Raw genomic sequence first — 26,724 nt, 5'->3', positions numbered from 1 at the left:
TTTATAATCCCATTCAACCTGGCTTTTCTGTTTTCTCTGTTTATTTTTCTGTTTTCTCTTTTAAATATACTGCTGGTATGTTATTTTCAACCTTCAAAATCCTGTAGTACCATCAGCTTACTGCGAACGGTGTATTCAGGGTTTTTGAGTGGACTTTTAAAAGACTTTGACTACCCGATTAAATTAACCGCTCCTCAAAAATTAATTTCGTTTATGTTATGTGCTACAGGAACATATAAAATTCGAAAATTCAGGACAATCCTGATATCCTACATTGCTCCATAGCTCCATGTAGAAATTACCTGAAAAGATAGGCTAAACATAACCTTATAATCCGCCGGAAAACAAAGCTTGCTCCTGACTGGCGGTGAGCTGATAAGAGGTGAATCTGAAATGAAGCCTGCTGAATGTATTGAATGTAAAAACTTTCCCTGTTCTGATATTAATAACAGTGGATATCTTGTGCCTGCTGTAGAAATTGATCCTGGAAAAGTCAAAGTAATTATGATTTCCGAAGCCTCTCCTGAGAATCCTCATGATTATTTTTATGCATCTGGAGACCCATTTTACCTGAAAACCACTCTGCAAGCGTTCAGTGATGCCGGAGTTTCCGTAAACAGCATACAGGAAATCCTGGATCTCGGGTTCTATCTTACAACGGCAGTTAAATGTTCAAAAACTCAGTATGGAATTTCAGCACAAACGGTAAAAAACTGCTCTCTGGTGCTTGAGAAGGAACTTGCCCTGTTTCCAGATGTTGAGGTATATATGCTGATGGGGGACGTTGCGATAAAGGCTTTTAACTACATCAGCAAGAGGCTCACCGGCAAAAACACGACTCCTTCGGGTTCGACGTATAAAATCAGAAAGGGGCAGTTTTTTTACAACGAGAAAAGGGTTTTTCCTTCATATGTGCAGACCGGGCAGAACTACCTGATTGAGAAATCAAAAAGAACGATGATTGCCGAAGACCTTGCAGAAGCTGCGAAAATAATAGGAAAATAAAAATTAGAATTCCGATTTGTCCAGTCTTAAATAATCAATATTCAAAAAAAACAAGAACCGATTCCAAGTTTTGGATTGTGGATTCTGACCCGTACAACCTCATTCACTGTATGAAACCATTTTTGTCACGCTCGACGAAGGAGAGCGGCCATTTCCAAAAAAGATAGAAGCTAGAAGTGAAGATCATATACAAACCAGAAGTAAAAGTAACATGAAAAACCCGTGGGAATACTATCGAAAGAATTAGTCGTTCATCATTTTCAAATCTCTTCTTTATTCTCTTTCTTTTGCTTCGCTTTGGGAAGGGCCGCCAGACAGGCTGGAGGAAGCGCTATCCAAAGTGAATCAAAAAGTGATTTTTCAGTAACCAGAGAACACTTCTCGACCCATGCGGATATTTTTCCCTCAAAATCTATCCGGCAAGCTGGATTCAGATCTGTACAGAGCAAGGAGAGAAAGCTGAAAGAAATTCCGTTATTGGCTGTTTCGGGATAATATCAGCTTAGTAATTATGGTCTTCCAGTGTTAATAAAAAACGGGAACAGAAAAGAAGGTAAGAACCAGTAAAGCATAGGGAAAAAAATATAGAAATAAATACAGAAGTTAAAGAAATAAATACAAAAGTTTAAATAACAGTCAAATAAAAAATATTATGTATTATGAGTTTCTATCTTATTTTATGGGACGGTTGGTAGAAGCTGCGGTCAATATATCCTTACTGATTTTTGCAATAGTGTTTGTTAAAATATGTCTCAGCATAATGCCTCAGATTACAATATTTCCATAAATTACAGTTTACGGTTCCAGTTACCGATAAGGTCTGCGTGAACGTTTCCATTGCTCAATTTGATTCCGAAAACCTTTTCATATAACTTTCTTCTCAAAGCATGTTTTTTCTCTGAATTTTATCCTGAATTCCGTCCCTTTTCCTCTTTTAAGCTCGATATTGCCTTCAATCTGATCCACAAGGATGTTCACGAGTTGAAGCCCTAGAGAAGAGGTATGCCTGAAATCAATATTCTCAGGAAGGCCTATTCCATTATCAGAGACGATCAGCAAGAACTCAGAGACATCACATCTGTCCTGGTCTCTGTTGCTCTCCCTGTTTTCATCAATGTGCAGTCTGTGGAGCTTGATCTGGACTTCTCCGTCTCTTTCTGTGGGAAAGGCATGCTTTAATGAGTTGGATACAAGTTCATTGATAATAATACCCAGAGGAATTCCGGTATCCATTCCAAGAAATGCACTTTCCATATCCAGCTTTAAGTGAATATTCTTGTTTCCCACGACATATGATCGGAAAAGTTCACTCGCCAGTTTTTGAATGTATGCCTTGAAATCAAAGGTTTCCACATCCCCTGTTTCTCCAGTCCTGTAAAGCTCTTCATGAATCAGGGACATTGATATCACGCGGTTCTGGCTATCATGGAAAGATTCTTTTACTCTTCTGTCACTAAAATGATCGGCCTGGAGACTGAGCAGGGATGAGATTACCTGAAGATTATTTTTTATCCTGTGGTGGATTTCTTTTTTCCTGATTTCCTCGGTTTTCAAAAGGGCTTTCTCTGCCTTTTTGCGTTCCGTAATATCAAGCATTATGCCTACGATTCCGATCACTTCTCCGGCTATATTGCTGTAGATGGCTTTGTGGACAAGGAAATCTCTTAGCTTTCCGTCTATTGCGCACTTTATTTTCAATTCATGAGGCAGGCTTTTGCCTTCCTTCAGGAGTATGCTGTCGTAATATACGGATTTATTCAGTGTTTCTTCAGAGTACTGGTCTCTAAAATCATACATAGAGTGCCCTATTACTTCTTCTTTTGAAAGGCCCAGAATATGTCTTGCAAAGATCTCATTGCAGCCCTGATAAACGCCTTCAAGATTTCTATAAAATACGGGAGAGGGTATAGTGTCAAGGAACGTCTCAAGAAAATATATACTATTTTGAAGGTCCTGTTCCACCTGTTTGCGGATAGAGATTTCGTTGAATAGTTGTTCATTTGTTTTTGTAAGTTCGGAAGTCCTTTCTTTAACAAGCTCTTCCAGTTTTTCCTTATACTGGCGTAATTCTTCTTCCGCATGCCTGCGTTCGATTACCTCTGCAATTACAAAGGCAACAGAGTTTAAAAAATAGGTCTCATCCGCAGTGAATTTCCTTTTCTTCGTTGAATGGACTCCAAGTACTCCGAATGGTTTCTCTACATTCCCTATAATAACGGTAATCCCGCTTGTAATATTGTGTGCTTTCAGGATTTCAGGAGCTTCAAAACGGCTCTCTTCCGCAAAATCCTTTACGATTACAGGCACTTTCGAAAAAGTTGTGTACCCGGCCTGAGACCATTTTCCCCCTTTCACTTCCATTTTTCCGACAAAGTCAGGTTTCCATCCGGTCCCTGCTCTGAGGAGGAAATTTCCATCCGGTGTAAGTTCAAGGATTTTGCAGAACTCAAGATTCATGGTTCTTGCAATCAGTCTTACACTCTCATCCATAAAAGCCTGAAGACTTTCACACTTAAGGGCCATTCTCCCGATTGTATGGAGGGCATCATACTGCTTTTCCTTTATACGAAGCTTTTCTCCCAGCCTTTTATGTCCGCTTACGTTATACCCATAGATGTTTACACACTCTTTTTCAGGTACGGGATAGAAGGCTAGTAGATACACTTTTTTTCCAACTCTGATTTCCGTTTTTTCAGGGTCATTTCTGGTAATTACTCTCCTAATCAGATCTTCTATAGAATGAGGCAGTTTTTCTCCGACTTTAATATCCCATTTATTTAACAGGGTTTCACCTGCCGGGTTTGAATAGGTGATCTCTCCATCAGCCCCGGCTCGAAGCACAGGGTTTGGGTTCTGAAATGTCAGTTGCTCCATTTTTTCTTCTTTTGTAGAATATTCCATCTAGTAATTCTCTCCCCGAAAGTAACCCGCAGACCAGAAAACTTGCAATTTTCAATGATCTTCAAAAATAATATCTCTAACTGAAGATATTCGTCTTCAGAAGGGTATATAGAGCAAAAGTTCTTGCAGCTATTATTTGTTTTTACTCCTGTTTTTTTATATTATATTTATTCTAATAAATTGTTTCCTCCAGGTACTTTTCCCGTGGTTTCTCTACTGAACATAAAATTTATATAAGTTTATTCAGTAAATATTCAACGTGAGTGATTTATATTATTCAAAATATAAGCCTGTGTTAATTGAAAACATAAGAACATTGTTTTACTCATAATATATAGATATGTATGATATATATTTACTATTTGGGATATCTATTTATAATGGCCATGCAAACTATACTATGTCGAAGAGAAACAGGAAACTCGAAGAGAAACAGGAAACAAACTGAAACAAACTGAAACAAACTAAAATTAAGGATATCTATAAATCAAAAATAAAAAAAGGTGATATAGAAATGGAAAAACTTAGAAATATAATTATCGAGAACGTGGCAATGTTCAAAGAGGCATTTCCAGACAGGTTCTGCCATAGCCCGGATGTGATCTCAGCGATCTCATATGACTATAAGTTCACTTACGGACAGGTCGAAAATGAGATCGAGAAGATGGTCCATGAAGGCGTTCTTGATGCAGAAATTTCCGATTGGTACGGAATAAAGCTTCTGTAAGAACAAACTGCCCATCCGAAAAAAGACAAGAAAGCATAGATCAACGCGTGATGAAATCTGGATTAGATCAAGTATTTGATTATTGAACAGGGCATTTAACTGCCTGAACAGTTATCTGATCACGTAAACCAGTATTAAAGTCGGATTAAGAAACACTATACAGAGGGAACTTCAATAGGAGTTTCTCAGGTAACCAGTTCTTATTCCCTTTAAAATCTTTTAATTGACAAGAATTTTAATTGATAAGAATTTTCAGGCTATAGAGTCACAATTTTCAATCATAGCAATTTTCAGATCATAAAATTCTTAGTTTTCGATGACATCAGGCTAAGACTATCTTTAAAAGCGGACATCGGGAATAGTTAATCTTCTTTTGATAATATCTCTTTGCATGTTCTACAAGAAGGGCATGATATTCCTGATATACAATCATGTCTTCCGGCAAATTCTCTTCAAACAATGCCTTGATTTCAGAATATTTTGTTTTCTCATCAGCCAGGCCAAGGTTGCTTATGATCCTTCTGGTATATGCGTCAACTACGAATGAAGGCTGTTTAAAGGCATACAGCAGAATAGAATCTGCAGTTTCAGGACCCACACCTTTTAATGAGAGCAGTTCTTCTCTTTCAGGCGTTCTGCTTTTTAATTCCAGAAACCATTCAGCAAGGGTTTTGAGGCGTACGGCTTTCTGGTTATAATAACCTGCAGGTCTTATAGCTTCTCTTAAGGTTTCAGGACCAAGGTCGAGAATTCCTCCCGGAGAAAGAGAGTCTATCTTTTTCAGGTTTATCAGGGCTCTTTCAACCTGCTGCCAGCTCGTGTTCTGCGTAAGCATGGCTCCGCATATAATCTCAAATTGCTGACTATCTGTATGCGGATATGTATAGTCTCCGGGATGATATCCCTGGACAGAGCCTGTTTTTGTAGGATTTGTTCCACCACTTTCGTGGAGTTCGATTAAAGGCCACCAGCCCTGAGAACCGTATGAATTAAGGAGAAAATTATATATGGTTCGGATAACCGGTTCATTAACAGTTTGTGAAGTTCCTGAACTCAAGTCATGAATAATTTTTCTCATTGAGCAGGTCTATGTACAGGAACTCGTTTAAAACTCTTCTGTTTCGGAAGATCTTTCGTCAATTTGCCTAAAGTTATCTCATCGTGAACTACCCCTCCCTAAACTCTTCGCGAAGCTCAGAGTTTTGAGGGAGGAGCTTCCTGAGTCACCCCTCCGCCTAATGGCGACAAGTCATACAGGCTCTTCCCCGCGTTCCGCAGGTGATGGAATTTGAATTGGAATCTATGAGCGTGATATACTTGAGATGCTTTACAGCTTCCACCTTTCAGTGGCGTTATCTCCCGATCCCTTCAGGAGTTGCCATATCCTGTTTCCAACCGCCTTGCTTGGTTCTCGCTTCAGCTTGTGGTGACAATACAGCACTATATAATGGCCTTAATAATACAAGTAAGTTAGCAGAATCAATAACAAGAGAACGTGAGGAAGTTGACGGCTTTCATCCCCCACCTGTCGCTTCGCTCCGAGGAAGGGGACTTCCCGCCTTAAAGTTAAATTTCTGATTCTTCAAATAAGAAAAAAGGTAACGTTTCTCATCCTGCTGTTTAGGGGCAGGTGAGAAACTATTGAGAGATTTCCACGTAATAGATTAATTCAGGCAATACATATTGCCTTCAGGCAAGGGTTAAATTGCTTTCAGGTCGTTTGCACCGGATCAAGCAGAGTTGTAAGGCCGGTTTTCGAAGTTTGTCCTTCTTCCTTCAAAGGAGCTGGACTCTGGGATTTTGCTGCAGGTGAATATCTGACAGCAAGCACTCTCATTATGCCCAGTACGAGCAGCAGTGCGGCAAGGCTCAGGATAAATTCATACCCGAACTTCTGGGAATAAAGGCCCACAGCGATTTCACGCAGGACTATTAAAATTGTGGCGTCCGTTATATCCGTAAGCTTGATCCTGTCGTGTTCGTGGTAGTCAACAAAAGCTTTGAAAAGGTCAATAACGATGAAAACTGTCAGCACACTCGTTACCATGTTATTGAATCCGCTCTCAAGGGACTCAAAAATGATGAAACGAATCTCCAGTAAGGTTTTTGCCATCCCCACAATTAACGCGAGCAGGAGTATGTAAAGGATGACTGTAGTAATTGCATCCGTAACCTGCTTAAATAATTTTATACTATCCATTTTTTTCCCTCCATATAAAACGTTATCTACACCTTTTTTAGATTATATAGAGTTTTTGATATTATTATATATAGATGGACTAATAATATATATTTCTTTATTTCTACCTGATACTGCACTCTTAAATCTCATTCGTACCTCAGGGCGTCTACCGGTTTCAGTTCGGATGCATTCTTTGCCGGCACAAGGCCTGCAATCAGCCCCACGACTATGGAGACCATAGTTGCAATAAGGGTGCCTTTCAGGCTGAGGGCAAACTCAAAAGGAATGTTCATTTTCATTGAAATCAGGAGTAGAATCAGCTGTACTGCGGCTGTGCCAAGAAGGATGCCTATTATTCCGCCTACAAGGCTGATCATTGCGGCATTACAGAGAAATATAAGCATGATATCGCTGTTCTTTGCTCCTATGGCTTTCATAATCCCTATTTCCTTCGTCTTCTCAAGCACGGAGGTAAACATTGTGTTAGCGATCCCTGTTGAGCCTACAAGAAGAGAGATGCCTGCAATGAATGCGAGGAATGCTGTAAGACCGTTAATCAGTTTTCGCGTACTTTCAATTGCCTCTTTTGGGGAGTTAACATAAAAGTCCTGAGTATCTTCAGTAACCCTCCTCGAGAGTCTCAATTTCCGCTCGATTTCATGAAGAGTTGCATCATAGTCTGCATCCTTATGTAGAGTTAATTCGATGTTATTATACACATCCCGTTCTCTTTCAGAAGCATCTTCATCATTATTGTTCCGAAGAGAGTATACCTCTTGGTATGGCATATAAACGCTGCTTCCGAAAAGCCCTCCCAGCCCGCCTAGAAGCCCTCCGTCCTTTGCCAGTATCCCAATTACCCGATAAGACTTGCCATTGAGGAGAATCATCTGGTTGAGTCGGATTTCCTTCTCGAAAGTGTTTTTTGCGAGTTCGTTTGAAATGACCACAACTGCCCTATCTCCGGGCGTCAACATTCTGCCTTCCCCTACTTTCTTTTTTGTGATCTCAGGCCAGACATTCGGATCCACACCTTTAACCCATACAAAAGTTGACTCGCTTCCGAGTTTCAATTCCGCCCCGTCTTCAACATTAACATTTACATATTCTACACCTGGAATGCTCCGCAGGACAAATACGTCCATCCTTGTGAGTTCCGCCTCTGTTTCAACTTCTAAAGGGTCAGAAGTATAGTTTTCAGATTCTCCTCCGGATTCTGTGGTTACTGCCGAGCCCTCTGTGCTTTCTCCCGTATCTTCATACTCCACATCTTCTTCATATGATATTTCAAAAGGAGTTGATGCCACAATCGTAATGGTATCACCTCCCAGCCCTTCCAGAGTTTCAGTCACCTGTTCCTGGAAATATTCCCCGGTCGTAACGATTGCCATTACCGAGGCAATACCTATAATAACCCCTATAATAGTCAGCCAGCTCCTCAGTTTATTGGCTTTGACCATATTCAGGGCGATTTTCAATATCTTTGCCAGCTTCATGAAACCACAGACCCGGGCTCAAATTTATTCGCCTATCTTCTCTTCTTCCATCTGGTTTTCATCGGTCAGGTTTCCTTCAGCGTTCTTTTCTTTAATTTTCTTCTGGCGGATTCTATAAATGAAAATGCCTGCAGCACCGAGCAGGATCAGAACTATAAGTTTATACGAGAATAAGCTTGATCCACTGCTTTCTTCTGACATTTTGGAACTTACCGGTAGGGTAGAAGAAGCATAAAGAGAGAGTACATTTTCTTCAACCTGCCTCATTCCATCACTGGAAGTATAACTTATTTCGAATTTTATTGGAAGTTCCTGGCCAAGAGTTTTCGGTTTCAGGTTGAAATCCGCAATCGTATAATCCCCTTTTTGCAGGTTCCCGAGAATTACGGAATTGCTGCCTCCGTCCGTGATTGTCCAGTTTTCCTGCAGAGGGACGGAAATTTTGACTGAATTCGCACCGTTGTTTCCTATATTGGAAACCGAAAACGTGTAAGCTCCTTCAGGACTCTTTTCCATAAATGAGATATCGAAATCCGTAGTGCCTCCTATGTAAATTCCTGCTTTGCTTTCGATTGTCTTTCGTTTCTGGTTTTCTATAGTGCCTCCTTCTGTAATTGTCTGGAGTTCCTCGATATCGTCATAGGTGAGAACCATATCCAGCTTGTAAAGACCAGGCTTTGTATTCACGTTGGTCAGAACGTCAAAACTAACATTGGCAGTTTCTCCTACATCAATAAGGTTAATGTGCTTGACATTGCTGGAGCCTACAGGCAGGATCAGATCATTTGTACATTCCCAGGAAAACATTGAGTTTTTGAGAGGAGAATTCCCTACATTCTTTATTCCAAAAGTAAGTTTGGTTTTCTCTCCGGGTATCAGTTTTTCGACATTGATATACTCTATTTCAGCATTTGATTCGCTGTCAATATCTATTGTGAGTTCCCTGGTAAGGGAGATCTTATTTTTGTTATCTGTTGAGTAAAGGTATACTTTGAGGGGATATTTACCTTCATTGACATCATTTTCAATCCCGAGTTTAAATTTCACTATTCTTCTGCGATCATCTTCGGAGCGTTTTCCCAGAGTGCCTATATTCTCTGTAAGTTTTTCTCCCGAAAGAGCCCTGAAAGGATATTCTGGCTTGATTTCCAGATAACAGTTTTCTATATCACTATAGCCTGTGTTCTCGATTGAAATTCTTACTTCAAGCACATCTCCGGGCTTCACAGGGTCAGGGTCCTGGTTGAGCAGGTTAACATTGATCCCTTTATCGAGACTCCTGTTTGTATCAAGAGTTGTTGCAGCAAAGGCATTTCCACTGCTCAAAAACAGATATAGAAGAATAATGCAAATAAAAATAACAAATTGCTTAAAAGCCATTTCGGATACCTCAATTATAAATTCCTGAATTTGCCACTTTTCTTTTTGAAAATTTTATCCAGACACTTATTTCTCAGAAACTTTTTTGAAAACTAAAATGAAATTATTTATTTTTCTCTACTGATTTCAATTTTTCATGAAATTTTCTCTGAAATTCATCTATCTTCCAGACACATTTCAGGACTGATCTGTTCTTCATTCGGTCCGTCCCTTATCATTTCTCCGTCCTTGAGCTGAATGTGCCTGCTGGCATATCCTGCAAGATTCATATCATGGGTGACCATAACTACTGTTTTGCCTTTCTCTTTCCAGAGCCTGTAAAGGATTGAAATAACCTCCTTTCCGGTGATGCTGTCAAGCGCTCCTGTCGGCTCATCAGCAAGGATTATTTCAGGGTCGCACGCAAGGGCTCTAGCAATCGAAACTCTTTGCTGCTGTCCTCCCGAGAGCTGGGAAGGTTTATTCTGCAGCTTGTCAGAAAGCCCTACAATGTCAAGCAATTCTTTTGCCCTTTTCTCCGCAGTCCTATCATCAGTTTCCTGGATTTCAAGGGGCAAGAGAACGTTTTCAAGAGCTGTCATCCCCGGAATCAGATTATATTGCTGAAAAACGAACCCGATTGTCCTGCCTCTAAGGGCTGCAAGATCCGATTCCTGAAGCCGTGCTATGTCCTTTCCTTTCAGAAATATTTTGCCCTGTGAAGGGATGTCAAGACAGCCTACAAGGTTCATCATCGTAGACTTTCCACTCCCTGAAGGCCCGATTATTGCGGCAAATTCTCCTCTTCCAAGTTTCACGCTCACATTCTTCAAAGCATTGACCTGAACTTCGCCCATCTGATAGGTTTTCCAGACATTTTGAAAGGCAATCAATGTATTTTCCATGTTTTCTCCTGAAAGACTTGATTAGTAAATATAACCTGTTGTTTAAAAAGTTTATTTATTTTTGTTTTTAAAGTTATGTCCTCTTTAAAAGAAATTAAAAAGAACAAAGTAAGTTTGGAGCAGTTAAAGTAACAATGTTCCTGTATGAATTCAGGCCACAGATTAAAAGGAGCTATATTTTAACTGCTGAGTCCACGATCTTTCGAAAAATAGCTCTCGAGGAGTATTTCTGGCGAGGTTTCATTGTTACAGCAGGCGCCTGAACAAGAGGGGCTGCTTCATAAAGTAAAAAAACAGAGGCTGCTCCGTAAAGTAAAAATATTGTAATTAATGTACCAGTTTTAGTTTTTCTGTTCAGTATCATACAACTGCTTCCTATTTGGTTAACTGAAGGCTGGATAATAACGTTTAATGACAGTCAATGACTATTTGTCTTCGGATAATGAATTCAAATGGATTTTCCAGCTGTTTAAACTCTATATGCTACTTTTAATCGACTCTTTGACTCTTTATAAGTTTTCCTGGCCAGGTCCTCAAACAAACCGTCTTTTATCCCTTTTTGAATCCTTAGTCATTCCCTGCTCTTCGATTGTTTGAGACTCTGGACAGAAATTATAAATATAGTAATAGCTGCTATCAGCTTTTTCCTGACTAGTTCCAATTTATTTGAAATTTACTCGAGATCAGAGTTCTCAAAGATGAACAGCTCGTCAATTGTGGTGTCAAGTTCTCTGGCAATTCGGTAGGCAAGTTTTAGAGAGGGATTGTACTTTCCTTTTTCAAGAAAAACAATGGTTTCTCTTCTAACTCCTACCAGATTTGCCAAAGCTTCCTGGGTCAGGTCATGCCTTGCCCGAAACTCTTTGATCCTTGTTTTCACCGTTATCCTCCGCAAATCTTTACTCAACATCACCCTTTTGCATGAAATACCACCTGAAGACATTTGCCGAGATAACCATAACGAAAAGCAATATACCTAAGGTTGCTTCAGCCGTAAATTCAGCCAGATCTAAGAGTTCAGCCCAGTAAAGGACCATGATCAGCACAAGCGTAAGGAGCCAGGAATAAGTAATCCCGTATGCTGCAAGCTTTTTTGTTCTTTCATCTCTGTCCGGCAAGTCACCTTGACTGAAAAGTCTGAAGGCTGTCATAACAAGTATAACCATCCCCATAACGATCAGAAGAATTGAAACTGATGCATTAACCTCAAGGAAAGCTGCAGAAAACATCCCCGCAAGCATAATGATTAGTCCAAGGATCAGTTTGTACCTGTGTATTTTTTCCATGCTTTTTACCCTCATTCAATTCTTTCGCACACTGACAAACCCTGTTCTTTATTTATAACATATTATTAGGTATTTACAACATTAAGTTAGATTTAATTAACATATGTTAGATCTATATAACATATGTTAATATTTAAAGATTTTGTCAGAAAAGAAATCTCAATGACCTTAGTCAAGAATCGAGATTACCAGGAGTCATAACTTATTATAACCATTAAGGAAGAATTTAAAAACCTGATAAAGATTTGTCTGCCTCATTCGTCTGGAATTCCAGAAGTTTGGCAGGGAAAGATCACGCTTACCATATAGATAGGACTATAAAAGAAACAGAAATAAATCTATTTTCTTCTCTCGTGTTGTCTGGTAAACGACCCTTGCCGGTATTCTTCAAAAGCCACTCTCAGTTCTTCTTTTGTATTCATAACAACAGGTCCGTACCAGGCAACAGGCTCACCAATCGGCTTTCCAGATATGAGAAGAAACCTCACGCCTTTTTCCCCTGCAGTCACTTCAATCGAATCCCCGTCTCCGTAGAGAACCAGGGTTTCCGGACCGATCATACAGTCCCCTGCAGGGTGAAGGTATCTCCCTCCTTCAACCTCAAAGGCACATGGGTCTTTTTCTCTGTCGAAATGACCACTGCCAGCTATTACATACGCAAAGACAGTATGACCTTGAGTTACTATATGGAAAAATTTCTCCTCTGCCGGGACTGTCACATCCAGATACTCAGGATCGGTTACTATTTCCCGTACCGGTCCTTCAACCCCATTTACTTCTCCGCAAATAATCCTTACCTTCAGCCCTTTTTCCATGAGAAGTTCAGGTATCCGGCTGCTTTTGATTTCCTGGTAGCGTGGTTCCATCATCTTGTGAGAAGCCGGAAGATTAGCCCAGAGTTGAAAACCCCATAGAGTCCCACTTTCATCTCCCTGTGGCATTTCCTGATGGATGATCCCACTTCCAGCAGTCATCCATTGCACCTCGCCAGGCCGAATTACACCTCTGTTTCCCAGGCTGTCCTCATGCATTACTTCCCCCTGCAGGACATAAGTAATAGTTTCAATTCCGCGGTGCGGATGCCTGGGAAATCCCATACTGTACTCTTCAGGTTTTTCCGAATGAAACTCATCAAACAATAAAAAAGGATCGAGCTCAGGTACATGCTGGAATCCGAAAGCTCTCTTCAGGTGCACCCCTGCCCCCTCAATGGTTGGCATACTCTTCCTTATTTTTCTTATTCTTCTGGGATTAGCCATTATAACTACCACCTTTCGAAGAATAATTCCCCGGTTTCTTAGAAAAATAAATTATAAAAGTAAAAAAGTCTAAATTCTCCTGATCACAGAGAAATGAATGCAGACTGTTGTGATTACTTTGCAATTCTGCCGAACTGCAACTCTGCCTGATAATAATTTCCTAGTCTTTAATAATGAACAAACTCTCTGGAGTTTCTATAGTTCCTGTGATTGCGCCCATTCTGGTCCCCCTATGTAAGTATTGCATTCGATCTATTTGGTTTTTTGGAAAAATCTGGTTTTCAGCAATTCAGATCAGGTTGTAATACTTGATCTGAATTATATGGACAATTATATTTAAACTGTTTGAGGGTGAGGTATTAATAAAATATATAGAAAAATACGTAAAAGCATATTCAATAATATCTATAAAAAAGATTTTAAGTGTAATGAATATAAAATTATATTATTAATTAACATTAAAGTCTATATATTACATATTATATCCTTATAAAAAATAAATGGCTGCTATGCCGATAGCTCTAACTGTTTTTTGCAGATTTAGAGCATAAAATTTTGAGGATATAGTGCATGGGTTTTATTTCTGTGGAAGTGAGTCCAGAGCTGAAAGCTTTTCTTGAGGCAGAGGATCTGGATGACTTGCTGGAAGCAAGATCAAAGCTAAGGCAGTTAGATGAGTTTCAATCCAGCTATCCACATCGAAACAAACCTGATCGAGTGAGAACTGAGCCTTTGGATCATTACAGTAGTAGTAATTTATGACCTGCGCAGCCCCTAGCCGAAGGCAGATTTTCCGAGACTTTTCCGAGACCCCTGTCACCAACAATTGTCATCATATCATAACTCTCATTATATCTCTGGACTCTATGCACGATAGTCCTGAAGAAATCGTAGTTTTGCTGCAACCGAAGATCCTTTTGATATATCGGCTGCCACTTGTAATGGAACGCTGCATCCCAAATTTCGTCAAAACCTGCGATCAACTGTGGATCAAAAGAATCCATCAACTTAATACCGCTTAATGTTTCCATCATTTTTCATCATCCTCGTCGAATATACTATCATAGAATTCATCCTATGTAATTACAGGTATATGCGGGCGTGATGGCTTGTGTGATGGTTTGCTCGTTTGAATTTCCCCACATGTGAATTTGATTCCATTCGGCATATCCGCGACCACGAACTCGTCGCCCTTATGCCAGCCCTTTGATTTGACAATCGATTTAGGGATAATCAACCAACAACTACCGTTAGATTCATTTTGTTGTAACTTAGCCATGTTCTGATCCGATATCGTTTCAACTATTTATAATTGATTGACTAGTCAATTAATATCAAACCAGAGTCTATAAATCATTAGAATCTAGAAAGAACAGAGAAAAATAGCAATAGAGAGTAATTTATTCAAGCTAGATAGTACTAGAAGTTACAAAATTACCCTCTTATCTCATGTTGTTTTACGAAAAAAAGACTATGAGTTACATTCATTCTTTAATTTTGCTCAGCAACTCATCCTGACCGATAGTTTTGTCAAATCTTACGGCTTTCCCATCATCAGTTAATGTAAACTTACCTTGCATAAGTCCTGTAACTTTAAAATGTTCTGGTCCAATGTTACTAGTACCTTTAGTAGCATCTTTCATCAAATAAAGTAGAACCTTTTCTCCAGGTTGGAACGTCGGCTCAAAATCAACTACCAGGGTATCATTTCCAACTGTTCCACCATACACTCTCACAGTAACCTCTCTGGATGATGATGAACTTTTGAAAAATTTGTCTACATTTATGGTGATATCAGTATAGATAAGTGACTCCAAGTTAAATGAATCAGTATTATTAGGTCTTTTACCGTCGGCAGAGTTCCATTTGCTTGGAAGTATCTCCTTAACTGTGCCTATGACAACCATATCAGAGTTGTTACTTAATTCCGTGTCATTGAGTGGTTCGAGTGTAGCACAGAAATCACCATATAAAGGTTTATCATTAATTACAAGTTTAGCATTATCTGATGATGGATTATTTACGAGATTAATATTATCTAGTGAGCCTGAAAATACTAGAGCACTTAATATTATCAACGAAAATGCTCCGGAAAAAAAGATCCCATATTTTGTGTTCTTATTCATTGTCATCATCTTTTAAGGGTAAATATAGTTAATACCTGCTATATCGTCAGAGTGAAGAGTTCTTTTCTTTGTTTCTTTGGTATACGCATATTTATACATCGTTTTTTCAGAGTCTGCAGGATCGGCTAAATCATCCAAAGTTAACCAATGCCCGAATTCATGAGTAGCAATATTCTGCACATCATAACATCCAGTCGTTCCATCAGATGAGGTTGACCAAGAATAATAAGTGTTAAAATACATTGTATAACGTGTATTATAACCACTACTACTACGGGTTGGAATACAAAAAGCTATTACTCCTAGTCCATCATTGGCGCAATATATTCTGTTTTCGGCTGCACTTGTCATCCATTTGAAGGTGAATCCTGCACCTACATCATTCCATGCAGTTGTAGCTGCCTTTATAGGACTTGACCAAGAGCTTGGAACTGAAGAGTCTAGCTTGGAACTACATAATTTACGTTCCATTTATGTCCACTGTATGAGTATGCTGACGCCGGAGCTACCATATTTACCAAAAATATGATTAACAACAACGTTCCTATTAGTGTTCTTTTATAATTTTTCATTTATTTCACTCCTAAAGTTATTATTACCCTAGGAGGCAGAATCAGGCAAGTTAGGCCTTAAATAAAAGCAAAGCTAATTTGATTGTGCCTCATAGGGCACCTTTATGGAGTTCGGGTGGTATCGGAAAACTACTTCCAAACTCCATAAACTCCTTTTACTTAACTCCTCTAAGTTTTCTGTGTAAATTCTCAAACAATTCGATTTTCGAACTAATTTTGAATCTGAAACTAGTCCTTGACCATTGTCAGTTTGATGATCTGGCTAGAAATAATATATATGAGTACTCGATTGATGTCATATTCTGTATTTTTATAAAGTTAAAAGTAACACAAAATAAAATCCACTAAGCCAATACTTGTATTGACTTATAGTATTCTTGAACTACTCACAGCCTCAAGACTGTGAGATTACTTCAAGGCTGGTACGATTTCCCCGCTTTCCCCTACGGGGCGGTAAATCACTCCATTTTACAATGTTGCCAAAATATCCCCAAAAAGTCCGCTTTCACTTCGTCACATCTCCCAAAAAGCCCCAAACTACCCTAACACCACACAAAAACAGCAACATCTTCAAAATCTCGAAGAATATAGGGTTGAGAATTAGCCGACCTTATTCCTAGTAATGTTGGCTGATTCTCAACCTCTGATAGCAAAGGTTGTGCTTCTTCTATCACTTATTTTTAGAGTGAGAGCTAAAATCGAAAAACCATTACATCTATATACCATTGGTCAGGCACTTTCCTGTTCTCAGGCTCCTTTCCCGGATTTCTGCAATATATATGCATGCGCATATAATCACACGCTGGCGCATCATGTACACAAATAGTGTGCGTTTACAGTTTCTCCCTGTTATGACTGTGAGGACACTGGCAAGAGAACTTTGATAGCTTTAGAAAATAGTAGAATTAGAGTAGGAAGAAGAGAAACCATTTATTATTAATTTTAAGTCATCAATTGATACTAAAAGGGTCAACAATATGGCAGTAGCAGATACTATTAAAGCAACAGAAGCTATTTTTACAGAATCTAAGGCAAATTCGGTTTGATACATACTCACTAAATCTTTTTCTTTATTGTATAAATCGTTTGCAATGTTTTTGAGTTTAATTAATTGGCTTTGTAAGGACTCCACTTTATCAGAGTAGGAAGGCTTAATAGATGACTTTGAGCTTTGTTTTAATTCGTTATTCTCCACCTCAATTGCGAAAAAATGATCAGTTGAGTAAGGTATTTTCTCTTCAATGTCCATTTCTTCTCCATGAGACCAAATTTGTCTTGGTACGTTAAAAAAGGCAGTTTTATTCTCCACTATTTTGTGTATGGCTTCTGAACAGAGTTGACCTTTTTCGATTAATTCCATTATTTCATACAAAGAAATCAGAATCTCTTTCATCCTATCCCATTTCTTTTTCTTATTATTGATTCTCCATATAGGTTCAAATACTCCATCAAAACAGTCTTTCAGCTCTTTTTGATAATTTAACATGTGATTAAGCTGTTCACGGAAAAAATTAGAGAATAGCTCGATTTCATAATCCATAAAGAAATCATGAGCAATCATTTGATTTATACGGTCTTCGTCTCCAATATAAACTCCAAAATTTTTTCCTTGTTTCACAGAATTTGATGGACTTATAGTAAAATAGTTAGGATAATTTAAGATTAATACTGCTTGTTCATTATTTATTCTTGTTAAGCTAATCTTTTTAAACTCTACTTCATCGATAGTGTAATAAGAATACGGAACGCTATATTGTACTGCTTCGGGATATAATGGCTTCACAAACTGATTTACAAAAGAAGATATAATATTATATTCAATAACCGGCTCACCTGCTAGTGGGAGTAGATCAGGAAGAGTGAAATGATCATCAGACAAAATTTTTGTAATTCTTAAGTATAACCCATCAAAGACTAATGTGTATCCATTTTCATGTTCAATTATAATTTTATAAACTAAACCTAAATCTGACGATTCGTGGAGAACATTAGCAGATATAAAACTTCCACCAATTTTTTCATAAATCGCTTCTAATATGGCTTTGTCAGATTTATATAGATGAGTTGTCCTAGGAAATGAGCTAGAGAAGTCGGAATTTGAAGTTAAGGTGTACTCTAAAGATTCTTTTCTTTGATCTTTTAACAGCGGTAATGTACAAACTGTATGTTTTTTTAAACCCTTAAATTCTTTTTTTTCGCTTTCCATGTTTTTCGTTCTATCAAAACAAAGCAGTATAAGTTATATTTTTCGATATTACTTGAATATCTTTATTCCTTGCATTAGGAGGAGAATTCGAGAATACTTTCACACTGCTATAGATAATTTTATATGATCTGAAGTATGTAAAGCAATGTGCTTAGTGATTTTGGATTGATGAAAAAAAATTGTGGTTATAAGAATAGTAGAGTTTAATCGTATGATTTTAGGGTCTAAACTGTAGCTAATTTACAGAATCCACAAAAGCGCTCTTAAGCGAACGACTAAAATAAAAAGCATAAGACACGAGGCAAATAAAACAGGAGCTGAAACAAGTGAGCATCAAAAAATGTCCTATGAGACCACGAACCAGTGGAAATGCAGTAGTCGGTTTTGATAACTGCCTCACGGACCAATGCGCATGGTTTGATGGAAAAGAATGTGCCATTGCAGCACTACCAAAAAATAGAAGAAGCTATGTACAGAGCATAAGTTAACCATAATTAAACATGTAAAATGGCTGCCTCTATGTAGACAATAAACATAGGCTATGCTACGCTTAGCGTACCACAATGTGTTCCCTCAAATTTGCTACCAAGAATCTCCAACCACAGGCTGAAAAATTAAATGTCAGATCAAGATACGATTAAAGATCATGCAACAACAGTTGTAGGCTTCGCGGGATTATTACTTGGTCTTTTGGTAAATGCACTTACTACTATCAAATTTGAAGAATTCAATAACACTTTATTCAATAATATCTCCTACACAACCACATATCTGAAACAATTAACAGTCGCTATCTCCCTAAAATTTTTATTTTTGACTGCTGCTAGCTGTCTTTTAATATCCATCATAAATGCATTTTCAACACATTCCGAACTAATAAGTCCAAAAAAGACGAAAGAAAACCAAATAATAAACGATCCAGCAAAAATACTAGAAGTGTCAGTTAAGTGGCTGTCTTATGGGTTAGGAGTCATTGCATTCATTATTGCGATAATGATAACAAAATCAGCAATATACACCGTCGTGTATGTAGTAATCTTCATCATCGCACTACTTTATGACTACCGTAAAATGCATAAAGGACATACAAATCAACAATCCATCGAGATAGAAGAACGGTCAATATAAGACAACAAAAGAAATTCAATATTTTTAATTAAATGAAGAATTCTTCAGATCACCAAGAATGTGAAATCTCAGATATCTAAGATTCCCACTACAATTCTTTATTTACCATACTCTTCAGAAGCTGCTCAATGTTTAATCTAATTTTGATTCTGTATATTTATCGGAGTTCCATAAATCCATTACTAAGTGTATTTTTGTTTATCCTCTTTCTGTATATTGTCCCGTTATACAGGCAATTAGGGCAATTCCCTATTTTTTAGTGTAAAAATAACTTTTTTGACCATGCGCTGAACCTTGGAAAAGAAATTTTTTGTTCTCTGTTCCAGGGAGTAGGACAAACTATAGATCAAGAAATATCGAAAAAACTATTAATAAAAAGCTTCAACTGACTCCGAGAATTTATGACTATCTCTGATTTGGAATATTTACATAAATTTATTATGTTTCTCCAAACCTATTCGTTATCGGAGTAGAGCTATCTTTTTTTAGAAAAATGGTATGTTTACATTATTACGTTTATATTTATTATTGGGACTGCTATAACGTTTCATTTGATCAGTGCACTTTTAGGAAGAAACTTTTTTGGGTATTAGTCCCTTCGAAAAATGTGCGTGCTTTTTTCGGGGACTTTCAATTTCCTTTATTTTGGCTTGCGGGAATCTTTGCTATTTCAGGAGTTATTTTACAGATATCTGGATTACCCATACCAAATGAAAAAGAATCATTCACTCTATCTGTTGTTTTCCTAATTCTGACTATTATACTAGGAATTGCTGCTGAATTTAGGGGACACAATCAAATCTATGGACGCACAAATGAGGCATATAAGACGTTATTCACATTATCTATATTATTTATGGCATGAGCCTATTCATTTCTTATTCTTGCCTGCGTATCAGGTGTAATTCACCCGAACGAAAATCTGCTTCAGTGGTAAATTTCTACTGATATGCAGTCAAAATATAAAATGGGCGAAGGAGTTCCGATCTCTGTAAAAATAGGTGGTCCAAATATTGGACTGTCCGTTACTCTATTCCGTGATGACTTAGATGGTTTAAAAGACATTTCTTCTATTGTTTTATATCCTAACAACTCAAGCACACAACTTAATAATTCTCTAATCGGTAACAGTATAGGTTCTGGTAAATATCTGGTTTTTCTTAATACGACTTCTTTACCTACGGGTCATTATAAATTAGTGTTTGAAAACCCTAAATATGAATGGATTAATTCAAGCAGTCCTTTTATTATATTACAGTGTAATTTTGCCATGCCCGATTATTCTCCCGAATGGGCAGTGTAGGATTCACTACCGGGAAAAAGGTGAATGCATCAATTCGATTGACGTGCATGGCTACTTCGCCAAATTCAGTTAATCAAGACTTCTTATGTTTATTCTCCGGAAGTAGTTTAATCTTTTGATTTTTTTTCGATCTTCAGTACGCGTGCGCGCATTATACAGACGTGTTGTACAATATCATATTGACATTGAATTCAATGACAAACGAATATCTGTTATTGCAGCAGATAGGTTATCATGGCGTATACTGAAAGATACAAGAAAGAAGACTTTTTAGGTGTCCTCGACCAAAACCCGAAAGCAACAACCTTGATAGCTAAATAGGTCGGTTGTGTGCGAAACACAGCGACAAAGTTCCTCGAAATGCTGGAAGCCTAGGGAAAAGCCAAATAGGTGCTTATCGAGGGCGGATTTTTGGCATGGGTGCAAGCTGCTGAAAATGAGATTGTCATTGAAGGAACGATACCCGAAAACGGATGTATCCAGACCGAACATCCCGCTAAGAAATACAAGCTCACGATCTATGAGGCTTAGGAGTGCAGCTCTATGGTGGATGTTGTAATATCATTCACAGAGGTGTTTTCGCAGACAATTTTAGCTTCTCGACATGTTCATAAAGGTCTTCTTTGATTTCACTAATTGCATAGAAAATTCGTTTTTTCACATCAGATGGCAACTTATTAATATCTTTTATTGCACGTGAAGTGTATTCAATAGAGTACATTTAATCATCGATGTCCAACATCTTTTTTGCTTCTTTTTCGCTATATACTCTACCTGCTTTAATATCTTCTAAACTTTCTTCAATACCTGCGATTTCTTCATCTGTTAATGGATCGTTATCATATGCCATTTTTATCAGTCGCTCGACGACTGAGTTATAAGACCCATTTTTGTATACTTTCAAGCTGTCGAGCATATTTTTAGTGTTAGGGTCGATACAAATTGTTGTTGTCGCTGCCATAGCATCTTATAGGAGTCCATAGAGTATAAACATTTTCAACGCTTACTTTTAGAAAACAATGCCCATCATAAAATTCATTAATGTAAGTTTGGTGATGGTAGCCAACACCTTAACTCTTTTTTCTACCAGCCTGTAAGATCCTTACAGGGCTTCGCAGCAGGGCCGGCATGTTGTGCCCTGCAATCCCTGTACAGAGCCGTCGGGGTCAACCATCTTATCGCAAGCCCTCGAATCCAAGGTAGGTCTGCCGTTCGCTTTTCCTTTCGGCAATGATGTCCAAGACCATGACAAGGCGATAAGCCCCTGTATGACCCCTACAATGATGAATATCCAAGCCAGAAACCCGAATCTATAGACGGCGCCTTCCAAGGCTACGCCTACAAAGAGCTGGAGTCCTGCCACAAAGTACAGGACAATGGCTACCGCTCCAGCAATAGCGTTGCTATAGTTGTTTCTGTCTTTGACAAACAAGCAAAAAACGCTTGCATCGACCGCAAAATTAGGATCTTTTTCCAACTCTGGAGCTTTCATACTGTTACAGCCTCCTTGGTTATATAAGGATTTTTGCTCATAATACCTGAGGATATCAGGGTAAATTGCCTCCTTAAAGGGCTGAGTGAAAAGAAAAATCCATATTATATCCTGGCTTCTGTAGTCGGGCTTCAGGGAATTGACACAAGAAAGAAAATCAATAATAGAGCGGCCTTGCAGACAAAGAAGAAAAAGAAAAAAAGGAAAAGAGGCAGCCTCAAAACGACAGAGATTTCTTATCAGGTTGTACCTGATTGAAATGATCCTGGAAACCGATAAAAAATAAACTTAAAGGAAAATAGATTTACAGGAAAATAGTCCTGAGTTATATAGTACCCTCTCACAAAGCTAAAACTAATAAGAGACATAAACGTCTTAAAGACAGAGATCTCTTAAAGATAGTTCCGGAGCAAGTTTAAATGACCCTTGTTATAGCTTTTATTGGAAAAAACGGCGCAGTCATGGCAGGAGATCTTCGGGAAATCACTTTTGAAGGAGAAAAGCCCGACAGGGAAAAACTCGAAAAAGAGCTTTACAACGGTGCAATAGTTACGGACGAGGATCTGGCAAAGAAAGCAGAGGAGTGTGGGGTCAAAATAGCAGTTACTGATTGTAAGGAGAAAGTCTCGGAGAGAGACGGTATCCTGGTAGGAGAAGTGTCTTCAGTTGAGGGCGGAGTCGTCAAAAAAAGAAGGCTGTACGCTGCGGCAGGAAACTATGCAATTGCCGAACTCAGGGACTCGGAACTTACCCTCACCTCACAGGGTAAGGGCAGCAATTTCATAGCTTTCGGAAACGAGTTCACAAAGCAGGTAGCCAATAAATGCTTTAAGGATCACTGGATGAAGAAAAGCACCTTCCAGGACGCAGTAAAAATCCTTATGCTCTGCATGGAAACCGCATCAAAGGCTACTGCCTCTGTAAGTAAGCAGTTCTATTTGATTCAGACAACTTCAAATGTTGATGTTTTGAAAGTTGTCGAGAAGGACAGACAAGGCTGAAAAAGTATAAAGAAAAGACAATCAGTTTTCTAAAGTTTTTCTCGTTATTACTGTCTTTCAATTAATCATGATCCATGAAACTTAAGTTTAAACACCAGCCTATGGATCATGAAAAAAGTAAAAAAAATAAAAAAAATAAAAAAGGTAAAAAAGGTAAAAAAAAGTAAATAAAATATATTCGATTTAATATTTAACCGGACTGGAACCATACCTTGAGCCAGTTCTTTTTTCTTCTTTTTCTTCTACTTTTATTTTATGCCAACCAGAACGCTGTTCCTTCTTATGCATGATCTTTTTTACAACGTAAGCAATTCCTGTTGTCGCTAAGATTAGACCCGCTATTTTCATGCTATTAGACATAATAACTCACCCCAACTTATTATTGCACCTTATCATTTATTAATATAAGCAAACAGTCAATAGAAAAATTAGTTTACTTTTAATATGATGTTTAGTGAGTTTTAAAAGCAGCTTGACAAAGAAAAGCACCTTTCAGGATGCAGAAGCCATATACTCTGTATGGAAACATTCTTTATGGAAACTGTGTCAAAGGCCACTGCCTCCTGTTCCTTTTGCTTATTCCCCTGCGAAAAGCTCTACAAATTCGAATTTTGTCACATCAAAGAGGCCCTTATCTCCCAGTTTAAGTTCAGGAATAACCAGAAGCGACATAAATGCAAGAGTCATGAAAGGCGACTTTAGAGAAGTTCCCAGCTTTTTAGCTTCTTCATTCAACAGCTGGTATCGTGAAGCTACTTCTTCCCCACTTAGCGTACTCATAAGGCCCGCAACCTCAAGTGGAAGATCAAGTAGATGTTCTGCGGTTCCAACAACGATTCCACCTTTATTCTCCACCAGCCTGTTAACAGCTTCAACTATATCCTTATCGGTGGCTCCAACTGCAATGATGTTGTGGCTGTCGTGGGCAATGCTGCTTGCAATAGCTCCTTTTTTCAGGCCTATGTTCTTTATGAAACCGATCTGAACAGGGTCATCCGCATACCTGCTAAGGACAACCATCTTCAAAATATCCCGCGCAGGATCCGAAACCAGATTGCCGTTTTCCATCTTCGGGAGAGCCAGTTCCTGTCCAGTGACCAGTTCTCCGTCCCTGGCAACTATTACCCTGATTTTTTCCATCTGCTCCTCAGTTATTTTTTTCTGATCCTGAGTTGCCTCTTCAGGGGATACAGCCAGTTTCACATCGTCAATTGAAATTTTATTTCTATTGAATACGTTTTTTACAGGAGCTTTTACCATTGGGAAAAGAACTTTTCCATTGTCATAAACACATTCTCCGTCGATAAAGGTGCTCAGCACATTGAAAGATCTCAGGTCGTCTACGATAATGAAATTGGCAGGATCTCCCTCACGAAGCAGCCCAACATCGAGCCCGTAGTGTTTTACGGGGTTGATCACAGCTGCCATGATCAGGTTATAGATGTCAAGTCCTTTTTCCTGCCCGCATCGGATCAGTTTATCGATATGCCCTTCAAATATCAGAGTATCCGGATGAGAGTCGTCCGTGCACAGCATAACCGATCTTGGATATTCATCTATGAGTCGGTAAAGGGTTTTGAAATTCCTTGCCGAACTCCCTTCTCGGATTTGGATTTTCATCCCAAGCTTTATTTTTTCAACCGCTTCTTCATAAGTAAAAGACTCATGATCTGTAGAAATTCCTGCCTCTATGTATTTCTGCAGGTCGGTTCCCCTCAAGCCGGGAGCATGTCCATCTATAACTTTACCGTACTTTTTAGCAGATTCCAGTTTTGCCATTACTTCAGGGAAGCCTGAAATCACTCCCGGGAAATTCATCATCTCGGAAAGGTAATGCAGGTCTTTCCTTTCCAGCAGCCGGTCTACAGTATTTGCATCCAGGACTGCTCCTGAAGATTCGAAAGGTGTAGCTGGCACACACGATGGTACTCCAAAAAAGATCTTCAACGGAGCTTTTTTTGAATCCTCGAGCATATAATCAATGCCTTCTTCCCCCATAACATTTGCAATCTCATGAGGGTCGCTGACAACTGCAACCGTACCCTTTGCGACAGCCATCCTGGCAAAAACCGAAGGCACGGTCATGGAACTTTCTATATGCACATGGGCATCCACGAGCCCTGGCAGGATGTACTGCTCGTTATCATGTTCTTTCTCTTTTATGCTAATGATCTTTCCGTTCTCAACGGTAATCTCGCCTTTGAACTGCCGCCTGGAAACGGCATCGACAATAATCCCCAGATATTTTTTCATGAAGATTTATTTCACTCTCTAATGTATAAATATTTCCCAAAAGACTGGGTTTTGGAAGTTGGAGAAAAAACAAAAAAGAGTAAAGCAGAGAACTATCGAGGAATCAATGCAATTTATTGAAAGGTTTACTTAGTCTTCATTAATATCGTTAGTGTTTGTCTGTAATGTTTTTCTGGGGCTCAGTTTTCTCACGAACACATACTGAACGTCTCAGTGGATTCTTCCCCTCACGCGGACAGATTTTACATATCCCTTCAAAAGAAGTTGTGTCCCATAACCATGAGTAATTGCCATTAGAAGGAATTGCTATGTTAACTTCTGCTTTCATCTGATGAAAAAGACCTTTTTTATCCATGATTTCGCAAACAACTTCATTAACGTTGAACTTAATCTCAGTTTTATCCAGGTTTGTGACAGTAATTCTTACTTTATCTCCCTGTTTACATGAAAAGTTATCAATTATCCAGTCCTCCTTTCTTCCTCGCGGATATTTTAGAGCTAATTTGTCCGATAAGTAATTGATAATGTATACTCCTGAAGCTCCGGCTAAGAGTAGTAAAAGAATATAGGTTACTAAAGAAATTGATGAAGCATCCTGGATTACTGATGTGGTTGTAAGAGTACTTGAACTTCCAAAAGTAGTTGAGAGAGCACTCGAGTTTACTTGAGTAGTTGATTGAGTGCTTGAATTTACCAGCGTACTCGATGGAGTACCATGATCTGCAATAATAACAACTGCACCAATTATCATCGCTATTACAATGAACCCGTTATAAATTTTCTTGATATAACCCTGTAGTTTCCCTTCCTCAAATTTATCAGAAATAATATCATTCAACTCGATATCCAATAGTACGACTGTTTCAAGAATTCTTGCTCGAATTGAGGCAGCCTCAATTATTCTTCGATAGTATGTATCCAGAAGGTACAAACTAACGATAAATACGATAGTTATTAGAGACAAAAAGAGTTTAGTAAAATTATTAAAATTAAAATAAATCTGAATTGAATTAGCAGCTAACAACGTGGCGATGAAGACAAAACCATACCTTCGTAGTCCATCCAGATATCCATCGAATCTGGAGATAACTGATCTAGCTTCTTTCCATTCATCAAAAGCACGTGTATAAGCTGACTGATCTCCTGCCATTACACACCTCCAATACATAAATGATGTTTATTCATCCCTGGGATAGTGTAATGCTCACCGTTTCTGTGAAGATTATGGGAGTGTTTCAGGTGATAGTTATGTTATCTTTTTAAAGAACAATTTAAGTCCTGTAAAGCTCTTATCATAAGCCGCTCTGATAAGCTGCATTACCCTATCATTTTTTCTCTCTTCCTTTTTTACACATTTAATTTATCAGAGAAATTTTCAATTCTCTTTCTTTTTCTTCACATTTTAACTCCAAAAGCTTTTTCTTTTTATTCGGATTTTCCTATAAAGATACGATTTTTTCATAGTCTTTTTGAAAATAAGGCATGGAAAATCAAGCTACATTCAGATTTTTCCGATTAATAAT

At 38.4% G+C, this 26,724-nt stretch carries 26 protein-coding genes; 7 read left to right on the top strand and 19 right to left on the bottom strand.

Annotation, left to right across the window (positions count from 1 at the left end):
• Positions 1–393 precede the first annotated feature (393 nt).
• Positions 394–1,005 carry a uracil-DNA glycosylase family protein gene (locus MSHOH_RS12480; RefSeq protein WP_239450955.1) on the top strand — a complete coding sequence of 204 codons (612 nt, stop codon included), beginning with the start codon at positions 394–396 and terminating at the stop codon, positions 1,003–1,005.
• A gap of 864 nt (positions 1,006–1,869) precedes the next feature.
• On the opposite strand, the gene MSHOH_RS12470 is transcribed toward MSHOH_RS12480, so the two are convergent.
• Positions 1,870–3,906, bottom strand: coding sequence for a histidine kinase dimerization/phosphoacceptor domain -containing protein (locus MSHOH_RS12470; RefSeq protein ID WP_239450954.1), 2,037 nt, complete (start codon positions 3,904–3,906; stop codon positions 1,870–1,872).
• Positions 3,907–4,420: 514 nt separating this feature from the next.
• Here MSHOH_RS12470 and MSHOH_RS12465 point away from each other — a divergent pair.
• Positions 4,421–4,633: a hypothetical protein gene (locus MSHOH_RS12465; protein ID WP_048140057.1), complete on the top strand. Its 213-nt coding sequence runs from the start codon at positions 4,421–4,423 to the stop codon at positions 4,631–4,633.
• Positions 4,634–4,955: 322 nt separating this feature from the next.
• Here the strand turns inward: MSHOH_RS12465 and MSHOH_RS12460 are convergent, their stop codons facing one another.
• From MSHOH_RS12460 to MSHOH_RS12390, 12 genes are all read right to left on the bottom strand, one after another.
• Positions 4,956–5,711, bottom strand: a complete 756-nt coding sequence (locus tag MSHOH_RS12460) for an endonuclease III domain-containing protein (RefSeq protein ID WP_048140055.1) — start codon at positions 5,709–5,711, stop codon at positions 4,956–4,958.
• 633 nt (positions 5,712–6,344) lie between these two features.
• On the bottom strand, positions 6,345–6,833 hold the full coding sequence (locus tag MSHOH_RS12455) for a phosphate-starvation-inducible PsiE family protein (protein WP_048140053.1): 489 nt from the start codon (positions 6,831–6,833) through the stop codon (positions 6,345–6,347).
• Positions 6,834–6,961: 128 nt separating this feature from the next.
• Positions 6,962–8,311 (bottom strand): ABC transporter permease, encoded by a 1,350-nt coding sequence (locus MSHOH_RS12450; protein ID WP_048140051.1) that lies wholly within the window; start codon positions 8,309–8,311, stop codon positions 6,962–6,964.
• Between the two features lie 24 nt (positions 8,312–8,335).
• Positions 8,336–9,637 carry a COG1361 S-layer family protein gene (locus MSHOH_RS12445; protein WP_239450953.1) on the bottom strand — a complete coding sequence of 434 codons (1,302 nt, stop codon included), beginning with the start codon at positions 9,635–9,637 and terminating at the stop codon, positions 8,336–8,338.
• 209 nt (positions 9,638–9,846) lie between these two features.
• Positions 9,847–10,575 carry an ABC transporter ATP-binding protein gene (locus MSHOH_RS12440; protein ID WP_048140047.1) on the bottom strand — a complete coding sequence of 243 codons (729 nt, stop codon included), beginning with the start codon at positions 10,573–10,575 and terminating at the stop codon, positions 9,847–9,849.
• 673 nt (positions 10,576–11,248) lie between these two features.
• A complete protein-coding gene (locus tag MSHOH_RS12430) occupies positions 11,249–11,455 on the bottom strand; it encodes a helix-turn-helix transcriptional regulator (protein ID WP_048140043.1) in 207 nt (68 codons plus the stop codon).
• A gap of 19 nt (positions 11,456–11,474) precedes the next feature.
• Positions 11,475–11,861 carry a hypothetical protein gene (locus tag MSHOH_RS12425; RefSeq protein ID WP_048140041.1) on the bottom strand — a complete coding sequence of 129 codons (387 nt, stop codon included), beginning with the start codon at positions 11,859–11,861 and terminating at the stop codon, positions 11,475–11,477.
• Between the two features lie 338 nt (positions 11,862–12,199).
• The gene (locus tag MSHOH_RS12420; protein WP_048140039.1) at positions 12,200–13,120 is read right to left on the bottom strand and encodes a pirin family protein; all 921 of its coding nucleotides are present in this window, start codon (positions 13,118–13,120) and stop codon (positions 12,200–12,202) included.
• 740 nt (positions 13,121–13,860) lie between these two features.
• Positions 13,861–14,151 carry a hypothetical protein gene (locus MSHOH_RS12410; RefSeq protein ID WP_158024152.1) on the bottom strand — a complete coding sequence of 97 codons (291 nt, stop codon included), beginning with the start codon at positions 14,149–14,151 and terminating at the stop codon, positions 13,861–13,863.
• Between the two features lie 453 nt (positions 14,152–14,604).
• Positions 14,605–15,246, bottom strand: a complete 642-nt coding sequence (locus MSHOH_RS12400) for a hypothetical protein (protein ID WP_239450952.1) — start codon at positions 15,244–15,246, stop codon at positions 14,605–14,607.
• 12 nt (positions 15,247–15,258) lie between these two features.
• Positions 15,259–15,717: a matrixin family metalloprotease gene (locus tag MSHOH_RS12395; protein WP_048140031.1), complete on the bottom strand. Its 459-nt coding sequence runs from the start codon at positions 15,715–15,717 to the stop codon at positions 15,259–15,261.
• Positions 15,718–16,707: 990 nt separating this feature from the next.
• On the bottom strand, positions 16,708–18,024 hold the full coding sequence (locus MSHOH_RS12390) for a hypothetical protein (protein WP_048140030.1): 1,317 nt from the start codon (positions 18,022–18,024) through the stop codon (positions 16,708–16,710).
• Between the two features lie 347 nt (positions 18,025–18,371).
• Between MSHOH_RS12390 and MSHOH_RS23825 the strand changes: the two genes are divergently transcribed.
• The 3 genes from MSHOH_RS23825 (at position 18,372) to MSHOH_RS12375 (ending at position 20,455) form a co-directional block, all read left to right on the top strand.
• Positions 18,372–18,512 carry a hypothetical protein gene (locus MSHOH_RS23825; RefSeq protein ID WP_158024151.1) on the top strand — a complete coding sequence of 47 codons (141 nt, stop codon included), beginning with the start codon at positions 18,372–18,374 and terminating at the stop codon, positions 18,510–18,512.
• Between the two features lie 130 nt (positions 18,513–18,642).
• Positions 18,643–19,152, top strand: a complete 510-nt coding sequence (locus MSHOH_RS12385; RefSeq protein WP_048140028.1) for a hypothetical protein — start codon at positions 18,643–18,645, stop codon at positions 19,150–19,152.
• 967 nt (positions 19,153–20,119) lie between these two features.
• Positions 20,120–20,455 carry a hypothetical protein gene (locus tag MSHOH_RS12375; protein WP_158024150.1) on the top strand — a complete coding sequence of 112 codons (336 nt, stop codon included), beginning with the start codon at positions 20,120–20,122 and terminating at the stop codon, positions 20,453–20,455.
• 565 nt (positions 20,456–21,020) lie between these two features.
• Here the strand turns inward: MSHOH_RS12375 and MSHOH_RS24350 are convergent.
• The 3 genes from MSHOH_RS24350 to MSHOH_RS12365 all read right to left on the bottom strand — a co-directional run bounded on the left by MSHOH_RS24350 (position 21,021) and on the right by MSHOH_RS12365 (position 21,947).
• The gene (locus MSHOH_RS24350; RefSeq protein ID WP_162197634.1) at positions 21,021–21,176 is read right to left on the bottom strand and encodes a type II toxin-antitoxin system RelE family toxin; all 156 of its coding nucleotides are present in this window, start codon (positions 21,174–21,176) and stop codon (positions 21,021–21,023) included.
• Entirely contained in the window at positions 21,177–21,416 is a 240-nt protein-coding gene (locus MSHOH_RS12370) for a DUF7557 family protein (RefSeq protein WP_048140023.1), read from the bottom strand.
• Positions 21,417–21,557: 141 nt separating this feature from the next.
• Positions 21,558–21,947 carry a hypothetical protein gene (locus MSHOH_RS12365; protein WP_048140021.1) on the bottom strand — a complete coding sequence of 130 codons (390 nt, stop codon included), beginning with the start codon at positions 21,945–21,947 and terminating at the stop codon, positions 21,558–21,560.
• A 33-nt stretch (positions 21,948–21,980) separates the two neighbouring features.
• On the opposite strand from MSHOH_RS12365, the gene MSHOH_RS12360 reads away from it, so the two are divergent.
• Positions 21,981–22,205, top strand: a complete 225-nt coding sequence (locus tag MSHOH_RS12360) for a hypothetical protein (RefSeq protein WP_048140019.1) — start codon at positions 21,981–21,983, stop codon at positions 22,203–22,205.
• A gap of 161 nt (positions 22,206–22,366) precedes the next feature.
• Positions 22,367–22,948, top strand: coding sequence for a DUF2121 domain-containing protein (locus MSHOH_RS12355; RefSeq protein WP_048140017.1), 582 nt, complete (start codon positions 22,367–22,369; stop codon positions 22,946–22,948).
• Positions 22,949–23,131: 183 nt separating this feature from the next.
• Here MSHOH_RS12355 and MSHOH_RS24690 read toward each other — a convergent pair whose 3' ends face one another.
• The 3 genes from MSHOH_RS24690 to MSHOH_RS12345 form a co-directional block, all read right to left on the bottom strand.
• Complete coding sequence (locus tag MSHOH_RS24690; RefSeq protein WP_204245311.1) at positions 23,132–23,308, bottom strand: hypothetical protein; 177 nt, start codon at positions 23,306–23,308, stop codon at positions 23,132–23,134.
• A gap of 216 nt (positions 23,309–23,524) precedes the next feature.
• The gene (gene ade / locus MSHOH_RS12350) at positions 23,525–25,201 is read right to left on the bottom strand and encodes an adenine deaminase (RefSeq protein WP_048140015.1); all 1,677 of its coding nucleotides are present in this window, start codon (positions 25,199–25,201) and stop codon (positions 23,525–23,527) included.
• Between the two features lie 148 nt (positions 25,202–25,349).
• Positions 25,350–26,351, bottom strand: coding sequence for a cupredoxin domain-containing protein (locus tag MSHOH_RS12345; protein WP_048140013.1), 1,002 nt, complete (start codon positions 26,349–26,351; stop codon positions 25,350–25,352).
• Between the last annotated feature and the right edge of the window lie 373 nt (positions 26,352–26,724).

Origin of the sequence: Methanosarcina horonobensis HB-1 = JCM 15518 (assembly GCF_000970285.1) — an archaeon.
GTDB classification, from domain to species: Archaea; Halobacteriota; Methanosarcinia; order Methanosarcinales; family Methanosarcinaceae; genus Methanosarcina; species Methanosarcina horonobensis.
Note: the sequence above shows the minus strand (reverse complement) of the source record. Positions and strands in the feature narration are given on the sequence as shown.

What these genes read in the sequence shown, in the direction of transcription:
- MSHOH_RS12480 (WP_239450955.1), top strand. Translation starts at nt 394, where the DNA reads ATGAAGCCTGCTGAATGTATTGAATGTAAAAACTTTCCCTGTTCTGAT.
- MSHOH_RS12470 (WP_239450954.1), bottom strand. Translation starts at nt 3,906, where the DNA reads ATGGAATATTCTACAAAAGAAGAAAAAATGGAGCAACTGACATTTCAG.
- MSHOH_RS12465 (WP_048140057.1), top strand. Translation starts at nt 4,421, where the DNA reads ATGGAAAAACTTAGAAATATAATTATCGAGAACGTGGCAATGTTCAAA.
- MSHOH_RS12460 (WP_048140055.1), bottom strand. Translation starts at nt 5,711, where the DNA reads ATGAGAAAAATTATTCATGACTTGAGTTCAGGAACTTCACAAACTGTT.
- MSHOH_RS12455 (WP_048140053.1), bottom strand. Translation starts at nt 6,833, where the DNA reads ATGGATAGTATAAAATTATTTAAGCAGGTTACGGATGCAATTACTACA.
- MSHOH_RS12450 (WP_048140051.1), bottom strand. Translation starts at nt 8,311, where the DNA reads ATGAAGCTGGCAAAGATATTGAAAATCGCCCTGAATATGGTCAAAGCC.
- MSHOH_RS12440 (WP_048140047.1), bottom strand. Translation starts at nt 10,575, where the DNA reads ATGGAAAATACATTGATTGCCTTTCAAAATGTCTGGAAAACCTATCAG.
- MSHOH_RS12425 (WP_048140041.1), bottom strand. Translation starts at nt 11,861, where the DNA reads ATGGAAAAAATACACAGGTACAAACTGATCCTTGGACTAATCATTATG.
- MSHOH_RS12420 (WP_048140039.1), bottom strand. Translation starts at nt 13,120, where the DNA reads ATGGCTAATCCCAGAAGAATAAGAAAAATAAGGAAGAGTATGCCAACC.
- MSHOH_RS12410 (WP_158024152.1), bottom strand. Translation starts at nt 14,151, where the DNA reads ATGGAAACATTAAGCGGTATTAAGTTGATGGATTCTTTTGATCCACAG.
- MSHOH_RS12400 (WP_239450952.1), bottom strand. Translation starts at nt 15,246, where the DNA reads ATGAATAAGAACACAAAATATGGGATCTTTTTTTCCGGAGCATTTTCG.
- MSHOH_RS12395 (WP_048140031.1), bottom strand. Translation starts at nt 15,717, where the DNA reads ATGGAACGTAAATTATGTAGTTCCAAGCTAGACTCTTCAGTTCCAAGC.
- MSHOH_RS12390 (WP_048140030.1), bottom strand. Translation starts at nt 18,024, where the DNA reads ATGGAAAGCGAAAAAAAAGAATTTAAGGGTTTAAAAAAACATACAGTT.
- MSHOH_RS23825 (WP_158024151.1), top strand. Translation starts at nt 18,372, where the DNA reads ATGAGACCACGAACCAGTGGAAATGCAGTAGTCGGTTTTGATAACTGC.
- MSHOH_RS12385 (WP_048140028.1), top strand. Translation starts at nt 18,643, where the DNA reads ATGTCAGATCAAGATACGATTAAAGATCATGCAACAACAGTTGTAGGC.
- MSHOH_RS12375 (WP_158024150.1), top strand. Translation starts at nt 20,120, where the DNA reads ATGGGCGAAGGAGTTCCGATCTCTGTAAAAATAGGTGGTCCAAATATT.
- MSHOH_RS24350 (WP_162197634.1), bottom strand. Translation starts at nt 21,176, where the DNA reads ATGTACTCTATTGAATACACTTCACGTGCAATAAAAGATATTAATAAG.
- MSHOH_RS12370 (WP_048140023.1), bottom strand. Translation starts at nt 21,416, where the DNA reads ATGGCAGCGACAACAACAATTTGTATCGACCCTAACACTAAAAATATG.
- MSHOH_RS12365 (WP_048140021.1), bottom strand. Translation starts at nt 21,947, where the DNA reads ATGAAAGCTCCAGAGTTGGAAAAAGATCCTAATTTTGCGGTCGATGCA.
- MSHOH_RS12355 (WP_048140017.1), top strand. Translation starts at nt 22,367, where the DNA reads ATGACCCTTGTTATAGCTTTTATTGGAAAAAACGGCGCAGTCATGGCA.
- MSHOH_RS24690 (WP_204245311.1), bottom strand. Translation starts at nt 23,308, where the DNA reads ATGTCTAATAGCATGAAAATAGCGGGTCTAATCTTAGCGACAACAGGA.
- ade (WP_048140015.1), bottom strand. Translation starts at nt 25,201, where the DNA reads ATGAAAAAATATCTGGGGATTATTGTCGATGCCGTTTCCAGGCGGCAG.
- MSHOH_RS12345 (WP_048140013.1), bottom strand. Translation starts at nt 26,351, where the DNA reads ATGGCAGGAGATCAGTCAGCTTATACACGTGCTTTTGATGAATGGAAA.